This is a genomic window from Azorhizobium caulinodans ORS 571, assembly GCF_000010525.1.
Lineage (GTDB): Bacteria > Pseudomonadota > Alphaproteobacteria > Rhizobiales > Xanthobacteraceae > Azorhizobium > Azorhizobium caulinodans.
In genome coordinates this window covers 495211-507570 of record NC_009937.1, presented here as the reverse complement: position 1 = coordinate 507570, position 12360 = coordinate 495211, and the positions used below count along the sequence as shown (strand labels likewise).

15 protein-coding genes are annotated in these 12360 nt (G+C 68.4%); 8 read left to right on the top strand and 7 right to left on the bottom strand.

What is annotated here, in order from left to right; genetic code table 11:
• Nucleotides 1-173 precede the first annotated feature (173 nt).
• A complete protein-coding gene (locus tag AZC_RS02310) occupies nt 174-458 on the top strand; it encodes a hypothetical protein (protein WP_043878794.1) in 285 nt (94 codons plus the stop codon).
• Nucleotides 459-568: 110 nt separating this feature from the next.
• Here the strand turns inward: AZC_RS02310 and AZC_RS02305 are convergent, their stop codons facing one another.
• Nucleotides 569-1747 carry a site-specific DNA-methyltransferase gene (locus tag AZC_RS02305; RefSeq protein WP_043878793.1) on the bottom strand — a complete coding sequence of 393 codons (1179 nt, stop codon included), beginning with the start codon at nt 1745-1747 and terminating at the stop codon, nt 569-571.
• Nucleotides 1748-1847: 100 nt separating this feature from the next.
• Nucleotides 1848-2252 (bottom strand): tautomerase family protein, encoded by a 405-nt coding sequence (locus AZC_RS02300; RefSeq protein WP_012168983.1) that lies wholly within the window; start codon nt 2250-2252, stop codon nt 1848-1850.
• Nucleotides 2253-2345: 93 nt separating this feature from the next.
• On the opposite strand from AZC_RS02300, the gene AZC_RS02295 reads away from it, so the two are divergent.
• Nucleotides 2346-3224 carry a LysR substrate-binding domain-containing protein gene (locus tag AZC_RS02295; protein WP_043878792.1) on the top strand — a complete coding sequence of 293 codons (879 nt, stop codon included), beginning with the start codon at nt 2346-2348 and terminating at the stop codon, nt 3222-3224.
• A 33-nt stretch (nt 3225-3257) separates the two neighbouring features.
• Here AZC_RS02295 and AZC_RS02290 read toward each other — a convergent pair whose 3' ends face one another.
• Together AZC_RS02290 and AZC_RS02285 are read right to left on the bottom strand one after the other, a co-directional pair.
• Nucleotides 3258-4235: a DUF1775 domain-containing protein gene (locus AZC_RS02290; protein WP_012168981.1), complete on the bottom strand. Its 978-nt coding sequence runs from the start codon at nt 4233-4235 to the stop codon at nt 3258-3260.
• 46 nt (nt 4236-4281) lie between these two features.
• A complete protein-coding gene (locus tag AZC_RS02285; protein WP_043878791.1) occupies nt 4282-4662 on the bottom strand; it encodes a DUF2946 family protein in 381 nt (126 codons plus the stop codon).
• A gap of 118 nt (nt 4663-4780) precedes the next feature.
• On the opposite strand from AZC_RS02285, the gene AZC_RS02280 reads away from it, so the two are divergent.
• From AZC_RS02280 to AZC_RS02265, 4 genes are all read left to right on the top strand, one after another.
• Nucleotides 4781-5266 carry a DUF6790 family protein gene (locus AZC_RS02280; protein ID WP_043878790.1) on the top strand — a complete coding sequence of 162 codons (486 nt, stop codon included), beginning with the start codon at nt 4781-4783 and terminating at the stop codon, nt 5264-5266.
• Nucleotides 5267-5300: 34 nt separating this feature from the next.
• Entirely contained in the window at nt 5301-6656 is a 1356-nt protein-coding gene (locus AZC_RS02275; protein ID WP_012168978.1) for an ABC1 kinase family protein, read from the top strand.
• A 141-nt stretch (nt 6657-6797) separates the two neighbouring features.
• Nucleotides 6798-6923 (top strand): type B 50S ribosomal protein L36, encoded by a 126-nt coding sequence (gene ykgO, locus AZC_RS02270; RefSeq protein ID WP_012168977.1) that lies wholly within the window; start codon nt 6798-6800, stop codon nt 6921-6923.
• Between the two features lie 35 nt (nt 6924-6958).
• Nucleotides 6959-7753: a tetratricopeptide repeat protein gene (locus AZC_RS02265; RefSeq protein WP_012168976.1), complete on the top strand. Its 795-nt coding sequence runs from the start codon at nt 6959-6961 to the stop codon at nt 7751-7753.
• A 10-nt stretch (nt 7754-7763) separates the two neighbouring features.
• On the opposite strand, the gene AZC_RS02260 is transcribed toward AZC_RS02265, so the two are convergent.
• Together AZC_RS02260 and AZC_RS02255 are read right to left on the bottom strand one after the other, a co-directional pair.
• Nucleotides 7764-8315 carry a DUF1036 domain-containing protein gene (locus AZC_RS02260; RefSeq protein WP_420794813.1) on the bottom strand — a complete coding sequence of 184 codons (552 nt, stop codon included), beginning with the start codon at nt 8313-8315 and terminating at the stop codon, nt 7764-7766.
• Between the two features lie 170 nt (nt 8316-8485).
• A complete protein-coding gene (locus tag AZC_RS02255; protein ID WP_012168974.1) occupies nt 8486-9385 on the bottom strand; it encodes a DMT family transporter in 900 nt (299 codons plus the stop codon).
• Between the two features lie 192 nt (nt 9386-9577).
• Between AZC_RS02255 and AZC_RS02250 the strand changes: the two genes are divergently transcribed.
• Together AZC_RS02250 and AZC_RS02245 are read left to right on the top strand one after the other, a co-directional pair.
• The gene (locus AZC_RS02250) at nt 9578-9883 is read left to right on the top strand and encodes a DUF1244 domain-containing protein (protein WP_012168973.1); all 306 of its coding nucleotides are present in this window, start codon (nt 9578-9580) and stop codon (nt 9881-9883) included.
• A gap of 244 nt (nt 9884-10127) precedes the next feature.
• Entirely contained in the window at nt 10128-10382 is a 255-nt protein-coding gene (locus AZC_RS02245; protein WP_081433878.1) for a DUF2312 domain-containing protein, read from the top strand.
• Nucleotides 10383-10469: 87 nt separating this feature from the next.
• On the opposite strand, the gene AZC_RS02240 is transcribed toward AZC_RS02245, so the two are convergent.
• A complete protein-coding gene (locus tag AZC_RS02240; protein ID WP_012168971.1) occupies nt 10470-12026 on the bottom strand; it encodes a DUF882 domain-containing protein in 1557 nt (518 codons plus the stop codon).
• Nucleotides 12027-12360 lie beyond the last annotated feature (334 nt).

Genomic DNA, 12360 nt, shown 5'->3' with positions numbered 1-12360 from the left:
CTCATCTGAAGGCGTCGAGGCGTCTGAACGCTACGGAGGCGACCTGATTGCTTCCGTTTCGGACGCATTCATCTTCGAAACAAGGTGATTATATCCCGATCGGAAAGAGCTATCTCTTCCCTCGACACGGAGCGGCGCTGACGCCGCCCCAACATCAAACAAGGAACACTCCCATGCGCACCCTGTCTTATGCTGCTCTTGCCCTCGTCGCCGGCCTGTCGCTGACCAGCGTCGCCCAGGCGGACGAATACACCACTCAGGAAGTCCGCGATCAGTATGCGGTCGCCGCCGAGAGCGCCGCGCACAACCAGCCCCTGCTGCCCTTCACCGCGCAGGCCACCGCTCGCACGGCCGCTCCGCAGGCGCAGGCTGCGACGCAGGACGCCATCGTCGGCCCCTTCTCGGACAAGGATGCCCATTCGGGCCCGGCTCACTTCGGCATTCCTTCCCGCCTGTGACCGTCCGGCGGCAAAGACCGCCGAACGGCTGACCTGAAGCCCTCAACGCAAATGGGGCGAGCGGAGATGATCCGCCCGCCCCATTGCCGTTTTGAGAAAATCGTTTCGGCTCACTCTTCCGAGCGGATGCCCATTTCGGCTCGCAGGCGGGCACGCAGCACATCGATGGGATGGCGGCGGCCTTCCTGCTCCACATGCCAGAATGTCCAGCCGTTGCAGGCTTCGGCGCCTTGCGCCAGCGCGCCCATGCGATGAATGGAGCCCACCGCCAGCGTGGCGGCATTCACGAGCGCGATGGTGCCATCGGCGCGCACCACGGCCCGGACATGTCCCTTGGCGTCGGTGAGTTCGAGGCCGGGCGTCACAAGCCCACTGTCCACCAGCGCCGAGAAGGCGACGCGGGGCGCCTCGCGGGCGCTGGGCGGGGCCACAAGGGCGGCTTCCGGCAGCGGCTCGATGGCATCGATGCGGGCGGCGGCGGCCGCCGCATAGGTCTCGTCGCGCTCGACGCCGACGAAGTGGCGACGCAGGCGCTTGGCCACCGCCGCGCTGGTGCCGGAGCCGAGGAAGGGATCGAGCACCACGTCGCCGGGCTTGGAGGCCGAGAGCATCACGCGGGCGAGCAGCGCTTCCGGCTTCTGCGTCGGGTGCAGCTTGCGGCCCTGCGCATCCTTGAGGCGCTCGCCGCCGGTGCAGATGGGTAGCAGCCAGTCGGAGCGCACCTGCACATCCTCATTGCCGCCCTTCAGCGCCTCGTAATTGAACTGGTAGCCCTTGGCGCCGGGATCGCGCGCGGCCCAGATCATGGTCTCGTGGGCGTTGGTGAACCGCCGGCCGCGGAAGTTCGGCATCGGGTTCGACTTGCGCCACACCACGTCGTTCAGGATCCAGAAGCCCAGATCCTGCATCAGCGCGCCGACGCGGAAGATGTTGTGATAGGAGCCGATGACCCAGATGGTCGCGTTCGGCTTCATGACCCGCTTCACCGCCAGCAGCCAGGCGCGGGTGAAGGCATCGTAGGCCTCGAAGCTCTCGAACTGGTCCCAGGCATCGTCAACCGCATCGACGCGGCTGTCGTCGGGACGCTTCAGTTCGCCCTGGAGCTGGAGATTGTAGGGCGGATCGGCGAAGACCATGTCGACGCTGTGCGGCGGCAGGCTCGCCAGTTGCTCGACGCAATCGCCGATCAGAATGCGGTCCGTCGGGATCGCGCGAGACGGTTCCGCGAAGTCGACCCCGCCGGAGAGGCGGGGCGCCCGGCGGGGCGCCCCTTTACGCACCACACTCATGAGACGCAACCCATACGCAACGCTTACTGTGGGGCAGAGTGTTGCGCGCCGCCGGTAAAGGCGAAGTTAGCGTCAGGGCATTTCGCAAATATTTGCGCGTTTACGCGGCCTTCATCTTTCGTTCCACGTAACGCTGCTCCTGCGTGAGGCCGCCATGGCCGTAGGCATCCGCCTTTACTTCCCGCACCAGCACATAGCTTTCCGGGTGAAGCGGCCCGAGCAGCGCCGACATGGCCGCGAACACGCCCGCCACATAGGCGGCCTTCTCGTCCTTGGTATTGGTGCCGTCCACCACCACGATATCGAGCCAGAAGCTGGCAAGACCGGCCTGCGCAAGGCTCTGGCCAGCGATGAACCACTGCTCCGCCGGCACGACATCGATCGCGACAGCGGTGAGATTCGGGTCCTTGCGCAGGATTTCCTGCGTCAGCCGGGTGAGGGTCTGCGCCACCTGCGCGACGGAGGTGGCAGCGGGGGCTGAGAGCTTCACATTGAGAATGGGCATGGGTGCCTCCTTCAGGGATGGCGCACCCTACCGCCCGACGTAACATGAGAAAAATTGATTGATTTGAGCCCAGGTTTTTTCAATGCTCATAGCATGAGCATCAAGAATCTCGATCTCGATCTCCTGCGCAGCTTCGCGGCGGTGGCGGAGCTGGGCTCCATCTCCGCCGCCGCCCAGAGGATCGGCCGCACCCAGTCCGCGGTGAGCCTCCAGATGGACCGGCTCGCCGAGCAGCTCGGCTTTCCCGTGGTGGAGCGCAAGGGGCGCGGCGTCGCGCTCACGCCGCGCGGGGCCGCCTTTCTCGACGACGCCCGCCGGCTGCTCGACCTGAATGACCGCGTGCTCGGCCATCACCTGCGCAGCGGCTTTTCCGAACCGCTGCGGCTCGGCTTCGTGCAGGATGTGGCGGAATCGGCGCTCCAGCGCATTCTGGCCCGGCTCGGCAGCCTCTTTCCCGGCGCCCCCATCACCGTGCGGGTGTGCTCGACCAACACCATGATCGAGAAGCTGCGGATCGGCGAGCTGGACCTTGCCGCCGGCTATCGCGTGGAGACGGACGTGCCCACGCGGCTCATCATGCGCGAGCAGATGTGCTGGATCGGCGCCCGCAGCCTGCGGCTCAACCCGGAGGAACCGGTGCCCCTTCTGATGTTCGAGAGCCCCTGCATCTTCCGCAGCGCCGCCATCTCGGCACTCACGGCGGCGGGACGGTCCTTCCGCATCGCCCTCACCAGCCCCAGCCTGCCGGGCGTCATGGCGGCCGTGGGTGCCGGTCTCGGCATCACCCTGCGCTCGGCTCGTTCGCTGCGGCCGGACCTGATGACCATCGGCGACCTCGGCACGCAGCCGCTGCCGCATTTCGAGTATGCGCTCTACAGCCGGGCGGAGAACCGCCTGCCGGCCCTCGACCAGATCGAACAGGTGATCGAGGAGGAACTGCGCCGCGAGCGGCCGCTCTTCGCGGTGGCGTGAGGGCGCGGACGAACCGCCCGCGCCCTCCCCCGTTCAGTGCTGGTGGCCCATGTTGCCCATCCCGCCGGCGGCGGGGGCCGTCGCGCCGATGCCGCGCACGTCGAAGGTCACGTCCACCTTGCCGGCCTTCTCGAACACGAGGGTGCCCTTCACTTTCTCGCCTTCCTTCAGCGGCTGCTTCAGGTCCATGAACATGAGGTGGTAGCCGCCCGGCGCCAGTTCGACGGTCTTGCCGGGCGCGATCTCGAGGCCGCCGGCCAGCTCGCGCATGGTCATGACGCCGTTGGCCATGCTCATCTCATGCACCTCGCCCTTGGCCGCCCGCTCGAAGCTGGCGGACAGCAGCTTGTCCGGCGCGCTGCCGGTGTTGGTGATCTTGAGGAAGCCGCCGGCCACCTTGGCCCCGCCAGGGGTTGCGCGCGTCCAGGGCGCGTCAAGGACGAGATCGCCCACCTTCACCTGCGCCGAAGCGGCCGGAGCGGAGGCTGCCGCCTGCGCCACCTTGAGGATGGCCGGGGGACGCGGCGGCACGGGCTGGCCGGCAACCGGCGTCTCCGCCCAGTTGGTGGAGCCCTTCTCGCAGGTCTGGAGCACCGGGAAATAAAGGGTCTGGCCGGCCACGTCCGGGGTGAGGGTCGAGACGAAGACGAACTCGTCATAATAAGCGTCGGGCAGGTTGCCGCCGGACCAGGTGATGGTCTTCACGCCCTCGGTGGCGGGCTTGCCGTGCATCATCGGATAGGCCTTGGCATAAGGGCCGGTCTCGATGGCGATGGTCCAGCCGGCCTTGGGCTGGGGCTTCACACCCACCACGCCCTCGGGAATGGTGACCTTGATGGCGGTGGTCGCGCTGCCGTCGCAGCCGTGACCCACCTTGAGCGTGCCCTGATAGGAACCCGGCTGGGCTTCCTTCTGCGCCAGCACCACATGGGCGGAGGCGGAACCGGCGGTGAGCGAAACCAGCGCGGCCACGGCAAGCGGGCGCGCGCGCGAAACGAACGTCTGGGTCATGACAGTCTCCTGAAGGACCTGAAAGGGGAAGATCGGTGGCGGGGGATCAGACCCGCGCCGGAGGCCCCCGGGCCGCAAAGGAGAGCTGACGCCGCGCCCGCGCCGGTGCGCCGTCGGGCAGCGGAGCGAGGCGGATGACGGCGGTGTCGCGCTCTGTCAGGAGAAAAGGCGCCGGCGGATCGAGCAGAGCCGGCGCGGCGGCGGCCGTGCAGCCGAAGACGCAGCACAGGGCATCGTGTCCCGCGCCGTCCGACGGGCCGTGGTCCGTGCCCGCGCTGCCTTCGCAGACGAAGCCGGCAGCCACACCAACGCTGTGCTCGGTCGAAGCCAGCGTGCCGATGACGGACTGGATGAGCAGCGCATAGGCCAGCAACAGGGGGAAGACCCACCGCCCGAAGCCCGATCGTGGTGCGCGCCAGAAGCTCATGACCAGACCTCTAGGGCTGCCCCGGCCCCGGCGCAAGCGCAGCCACGCCGCAGGGGCGCCAATCCCCGGCGTCGATGGTATGAATTGATTTCCTTGGGTCATTTGGCGGGGCGGGAAAATGGTCTTCTGGGTTCCGATCATCGCGTGGGTGCTGGTTCTCCTCTGCACCGGCCTTTCCGTGCGCCGGACGCAGACCCGCACCGCCGGCTTCGTGCTGGAGCGGCTCATCGCCTACATCCTGCTCTTTCCGGTCGGCCTCGTCGGCCTGTGGGCGGCGCTCGGGCACATTGTCTTCGCCGCCCAGGCCGCCGCCAGCATCGGCTGGGCGCCGAGCCCATTCCAGTTCGAGGTGGGCGTCGCCAATCTCGGCATCGGTGTCGCCGGCCTCATCGGCGTGTGGTACCGCAACTGGGGCTATCGCCTTGCGGTGGCGGTGATGACGGGCGGCTTCCTCGGGGGCGCGGCGGTGGGTCACGTCGTGCAGATCGTGAGCACGGGCAATCTTGCGGCCGGCAATGCCGGCCCCATTCTTTATACAGACGTGCTGACCCCTCTCTCCCTGCTCGTCCTCCTGGCGCTCACCGTCCGATCCGCACGCAGCTGAGCGGCGTAAAGGGGGCGAGCAGAAAAGGCGCCCCATGACTTCTCAAGACGATGCCGAACGCAACCGCTTCTCCGCGCGCGCCGCGCGCTATGCCCGTGTGGGCGTGAATGTGGGGGGCGTTGCCGCGCGCATCGCCGGCGCGCGGCTGATGGGCGGGGCGGGCGCGGGCAACGCGGAAGCGCTGGCGGCGGCGCTCGGCGGGCTCAAGGGGCCGCTCATGAAGGTGGCGCAGCTCATGGCCACCGTGCCGGACGTGCTGCCGCCGGAATATGCGAGCGAACTCCAGAAGCTCCAGAGCGATGCCCCGCCCATGGGCTGGAGCTTCGTGCGCCGTCGCATGATGGCCGAGCTGGGCCGCGACTGGGAAAGCCGCTTCTCCTCCTTCGAGCACAAGCCCGCCGCCGCCGCCTCGCTGGGGCAGGTGCACCGGGCGGTGGCGCTCGATGGCGACCAGCTCGCCTGCAAGCTCCAGTATCCGGACATGCAGGCCGCCGTGGAGGCGGACCTCAACCAGTTGGACGTCCTCTTCTCCATTCACCGCCGCATGGACCCGGCCATCGACACGCGGGAGATCGCCACCGAGATCGGCGCCCGCATCCGCGAGGAACTGGATTACCGGCGCGAGGCCAAGCACGCGAAGCTCTATGCGCGGATGCTCGCCGGCCAGCCCCATGTGCGCGTGCCCCATGTGCGTGACGACCTTTCCACCGGCCGCCTGCTGACGCTGCAATGGCTGGAAGGCACCAAGATCCTCGCCTTCAAGGATCACAGCCTCGAGGAGCGCAACCTGCTGGCGCGGGCCATGTTCACCGCCTGGTGGCTGCCCTTCAGCCAGTATGGCGTCATCCATGGCGACCCCCACCTCGGCAATTATACCGTCTTCACGGATGCGGATGGCGGGCCGCAGGGCATCAACCTGCTCGATTACGGCTGCATCCGCATCTTCCCGCCGCGCTTCGTGGCGGGCGTGGTGGACCTCTACCGGGGCCTTGAGGCGCATGACGAGGCCCGCGTGGTCCATGCCTATGAGACGTGGGGCTTCAACGGCCTCACCCGCGAACTCATCGACACCCTCAACATCTGGGCGCGCTTCATCTATGGCCCGCTGCTGGACGACCGGGTGCGCACCATCGCCGACGGCGTGGAGCCGGGCCAGTACGGCCGGAAGGAGGCCTTCCAGGTGCACACCGCCCTGAAGCGCCTCGGCCCCGTGACGGTGCCCCGCGAATTCGTCTTCATGGACCGGGCCGCCATCGGCCTCGGTGCCGTCTTCCTGCACCTGAGGGCCGAGCAGAATTTCCATGCGCTGTTCGAGGAGGCCATCGTCGGTTTCTCCCACGAGGCGGTTGCGGCCCGTCAGGCGGAGGCGCTGGCGGAGGCCGGCCTGTGAACAGGGCGGGATTCGAACCCTTGGCAACGCTCGGGAATTGACATCCGTCCGCGCGCCCCGTATCAGGCGCGCTCCGATCCATTCTAATGGCCCGATGAGCCGCGCGGTGAAGCGCGCCGCGGTCGGCCGAAGGCAAGTGTCATGAAGATCCGCAACTCGCTGAAGTCCCTGCTCGGCCGTCACCGCGACAACCGTCTGGTCCGTCGCAAGGGCCGCATCTACATCATCAACAAGACCCAGAAGCGCTACAAGGCGCGCCAGGGCTGAGGTCTGCCGCGCCGCTCCGTGCGGCGCGATCACAGATGCGCGGCTTGGCCGGCCTCGGTGTTGACGGGCGCACCCTTGCGCCCGACACTTGGCTCATGAAGCCGCCGCGCATTCTTGCTCCGCATCCCGGACGCATCCCATCCAAGAAGCTCGCGCTCCGCGGGAGCCGGGTCACCACGCGCGCGGCGCTGGTGACGCACTTCAAGTCGCGCCGCATGGCCCTCGTGCTGGCGGTGGCGCTGGCCGCCGCCTCGCAGGCCGAGGCGCAGACGACGGGACCCGTGCCGTCAAGGCCCGAGGCAACTGCGCCCGCCGAGACAGCCCCCCGCCCCAAGCCGCCCCGCGACAAGCGCACCCAGATCAACGCCCTGTTCGAGGCCCTGCGGCTCGCGCCCGACGAGGCAACCGCGGAAGCCGTGGGCGAACGGCTGGAGCCGCTCCTCGGCGAGACCCAGAGCACGGCCGGCGAACTCCTGCTCGCCCGCGCCAATGCCGCCGCTGAAGCCAAGCAGTATGATCTCGCCCTCGCCCTGCTCGATCAGGTGGTGGAGATCGAGCCCGACTCGCTCGCCGGCTTCAGCCGCCGGGCCACGGTCTATTATCTCCAGGACGATTACGCGGATGCGCTGCTCGACATCCGCGAGGTGCTGGCCCGCGAGCCGCGCCACTACACCATGCTGCTCGGCCTCGCGATGATCCTGCGCGAGATCGGCGACGAGCCGCGCGCGCTGGAGGCGGCCCGCAAGGCGCTCGCCGTCAATCCCAACCTCGCGCCTGCCAAGGAACTGGTCTCCCAGCTCGCCACCAAGGTGGACGGCCGGGGCATCTGAGGTCCCGGCTTCAGCGGCGCGCCGGAGGTGCCGGCGGCGGCATGGGCGCGGGTGAGGCCGCCCCCTGCGGGCGGGTGCCGGTCTGGTTGCTCTCGGTGAGCTGCACCGTCCAGCCCTTCTGCTCCTTGGTATCCACCTCAAGGAAGCCGGTGCGGTCGAAGCCGCGCGCGAGGCAGTCCTCCACCCCGCGGATGGTGAATTCCTTGTCGCGGGTGCACATGAAGGCCTTGCCGGACCACTCGCCGCCTTGGTCGTAATCGACGGCATAGAGATAATAGAAGCGCGCAACGAGATCCCCGCGCAGCAGCGTCTCGCAGCTGTTGGCGGCGATGTTCCACCAGCCTTCCGTGGCCCAGTTCTCCCCTTCCTTGTAGCCGATGGCCACCCCCACGCGGCTCTGCGTGCGGTTGCAGAGGCGGAAGTCGGCCGCGGCGGGATCGGGAAGGACGACGCTGAACAGACCGACGGTGCCTAGCAGCGCCAGCAGCAACGGAAGGCGTGCGCGCATCCGCATCCGGATCGCGCGGAAATACTCCAGATGGTGGAGAAACGGTCGGATCATGCCTGCGGAGTGCTTCGGATCGTCTGACACCATGAGCGCCGTTGTGTGCCTGCCGGAGGTCTGGCCGTCAACACGGCGGAGAATAAGAGGGAATCGGCGCCGGACGGGCCGGGCCGGCCGGCTTCCCTGACACCGGAAGGCGGCAGCATGGAGGCGCCCCACGCCGACCCTCACGGCAGGCCAGGTTCCGGAACCGGGCCGGGGCGCGGGCGCGCCATCACCAGCCCGAGCACGATAAGGGCAGCGCCACAATATTGCAGCAGGCCGAGATGCTCGCCGAGCACCAGCCAGCCAAGCGCCGCCGCCGACACCACCTCCAGAAAGAAGACCAGCGCGCCGAAAACCGGCGGCACCACGGAGAGCCCCACAGCCATAAGCCCCTGCCCGCCCACCTGGCTCACCACGGCCAGCGCCAGCACGGCGAGCGCGCCCTGAAGCGTATGCGGCAGCAGCACCGGCTCCATCACCAGCGCCACCACGAGGAGGGCAAGACTGGTGATGGCGGTGGAGAGAAAGGTCACGAGCCCCGCCCCGAACCGCCGCCGTGCCACACGGACGGAGAGAAAATAGGAGGCGAAGAACATGGCGGTGATGAGCCCCGCCGCATCGCCCGCCAGCTTCTCCGGCGCGAACTGCCAGCTCTGGCCGATCAGCGCCAGCGTACCGGCGATGCACAGGAGGAGCCCCGCCACCAGCGGCTTCGTGAAGGGCTCGCGCAGCATGAAGAAGGCATAGAGCGCCACCCAGATGGGGGAGGTGGTGGCCAGGACCGCCGCATTGGCGACGGTCGTGCCGAGAATGGCGAGGTGCCAGAAGATGAGGTCACCTGCGAAGAACAGGCCGGCGAGCACGCTCGCCCGATCCGGCACCGGCAGGCGCGGCCCGGTCTCGATCCGCGCCCAGACCAGCAGGAAGGGCAGCGCGAGGGCGGTGCGCCAGAAGGCGCTGGCAAACGGACCGACATCGGCAAGGCGTACGAAGAGCACGGAAGCGCCCATGGCGAGCGCGCCCAGCACGAGGGCGGAAATGCCGGCGGCGAGGCGCAGGGACGGCGCAGGCTGGCTCGTCATTGGCGCGCACCCGCGCCGACGCAGACGAAAGACACGGAGATAAGGGACATGGAGGCGTGAAAATTCTCGAAGCAGGCGGGAGCGACGGCGGGGCCGCGGCGGCCTAAAGCTTGCACGAACGGCCCCGCCGCGCCACATCGGGAGCCAACATCGCCCCACACCCGCGCAAGCGGGACGCCGAGGAGCCTGAACATGACCGACCTGTCGGAAGACGAACGCACCAAGCTGGAGGCCGCCGCCTTCCGCCGGCTGGTGGCGCATCTCGCTGCACGCACCGACGTGCAGAACATCGACCTGATGAACCTCGCCGGCTTCTGCCGCAACTGCCTGTCCAACTGGTATCTGGACGCAGCCCAGGAAGCGGGCCTGCCGCTGAGCAAGGACGAGAGCCGGCAGGCCATCTACGGCATGCCCTATGAGGACTGGAAGGCGCTCCACCAGCGCGAGGCGACCGACGCCCAGAAAGCCGCCTTCGAGCAGGCCAAGCCCAGCCATTGAGGCAACAGGAATTGCGGGGTTTTCCCCACCGGCGTGGATTGCGGGGACGCGTCCTTGACGGGACGCTCTTCTTTGCCCCTCTATCCTCCCCCCAATGGTGGAGGGGCGCGCACGCTTTGGGCCGGGCGCCACCTTCCCCTTCGACAGCGGCCTCTCGGGGCCGGACCGCTCTTGATGGAGGAGCGCAGGACAATTCTGCACCGTGATGGTGCACATGGCCCGGACGGCGGGCAGGAGTGAGAGAATGACGGCAGACGTGGCTGATACCGGGGTCGCCGCCGATGAGCTCAGGCAGTTCGTCGAGCGCATCGAGCGCCTTGAAGAAGAGAAGAAGGCGATCGCGGACGACATCAAGGACGTCTATGCGGAGCTGAAGGCGCGTGGCTTCGATTCCAAGGCCGTCCGCAAGATCGTGCAGATCCGCCGCCAGGACGCGCAGGAGCGTCAGGAGCAGGAAGCGATCCTCGAACTCTACATGCAGGCCCTCGGCCTCGCCTGAGGCGGCACAGCCCCTCGGAACACAAAAAGGCCCGGCGCATCGCGCCGGGCCTTTTTCATGTCTGGACCGTCGCGCGAAAGGCGCGGGTCACAGCCCGCGCTGGCTCAGGCGCACGGGCGGCGCCTGGAAGACGTAGGTCGGCAGCACAGCAATCGCCTCGCCGCTGAAGCGCGAGGTGGAGAGGCCGCCCATGGGGTCCTTGCCGAATCCCTGCGCCACCACTTCCTGCGGCGCGGTGAGGAAGGCGGTGAAGACCCGCGTCTCCGGCATCTTGAGATAGGCCTCGCCCCACAGGCCCGGACCGCGGAACACGCGGCCGAACGGGATGTCCGCAGCCGTGCGGCTCGAACCGCGCAGGCGCGGCTGGGGCGCGGCGGCGATGGCGGGATTGGGCGGCAGGGCCGACGCGATGTCGCCGCCGGCGGCATAGCCGAGCGCGGTGGAGGGCGGCGGCCCCATGATCTCGCTGCGCTCGCTGGTGCCGCGCATGATGACGGCGGGCAACGGCACCGGCGCGCCGGCCGGTTCCAGGCTCGCCACCTGCGTCGGCGCCTGCGGCCGCTTGATGGGCAGCGGCGCAAAGGGCGCGTTGGTGGCGTGGGCGGTGAGCATGGCGGCGGCGGCGATCTCGGCCGGACGGGCGGAGGGCAGCGGCGTTGTGGAAACGGCGGTCACGACCGGACGGGAGGCCTGCGGCGGCGGCAGAGGCGCAGAAGCGGCGGGCGCCGGAGCCGGGGTCGCGGCACGGGACGGGGCCGCGCTCGCCACCTGGGTGGCGCGCGGCGCGCGCTCGGGCTGCACGCCTTCCACTTCGCCCGCGTCGCTTTCCTCCGGCGCCGGCTTGCCGAACAGGGAGGCGAAGAAATTGCGGATGCCCTTGAAGCCGTCGGCCTGCGGCGCGTCGGAGGCGACGCTGCCACGCGCTTCCAGTTCCGCCAGCGCCAGCTGGTAGCCGGACATGGGCTTGCCGTCGGTGGGAATGAGCACGGTCTTGCCATCCGGGAAGACGCGGGCCAGTTCCTCGCGGCTCATGCGCGGCCACATGCGCACGCCGCCGGTGTCCATATGGACGAAGTTCTGCGACGGATAGAAGCCGACGCCGCCGCGCTGGAGCCGCAGGCCGGTCTCGCGCAGTTCCGCGAGGCGCACGCCGGGGATGTAGAAGTCCATCGCCCTGCCGCGCATGTGCTGGCTGGTCTCGGCCACCGCCTTGCTGCGGGAGCGGAGCATCGCATTGGTGGAGGGCGAGCGGTAGCCGCACAGGAGGGTGATGGGCGCGGTTGCCCCGACCTCCCGATAGACCTCCCAGAGGAGGTCAAAGAGATGGGGGTCCATCTCGATGGGCTCATCCTTGCGCCAGTCGCGCGCGAGCCAGTTAAGCTGCTTCAGCACTTCCGGGTCGTAGCGGCCGTCCTTCTTGAAGGTGAAGGAGCCGGCTTCGCCCGTGTGGGGATTCGTGAAGGTGAGCGTGCGCGTGTCGCCGTTCGCGACGGCGTTCTGCAACGTGCCGGTGCCGCACAGGAAGAGGGTCGCCGCCACCGCCAGCGAACGGGCGGTCCGCCGCACGGAGGGCGAGAGCGCGATGCCGCTCCGGTCCGACGTCCAGATGCGAAGCGGAAGGCGAGTGTTGTTCTTGTTCGGCAAAATCCAGAACCCGAGGCTCAGGTCTATCCATGCCGCGCGCGTACGCGCGGTGCGATGCTCAACAGAGTCTTGCCGGGCTCGGTTAAGGGCGGGTTGACGCCCGTCGCCCTGTAGTCACGCTGGCGTGAGTAGCCGTGCACTGTGGCGGAATCTTGCCGCCCGCCTGTGTCACGCAAGTTACACGCAAGCTTTAGTTAACGGAAATTCCAAATGAATTCCTAAACAGGCGGATTGCCGCCAACACCCGTTGCCACAATCCCGACCGATTTACCCACGGCTTTTCAGCCGAGCGCGCAGGCTTCAAAAGCAAAAGGGGCCGCACGCGGGCGGCCCC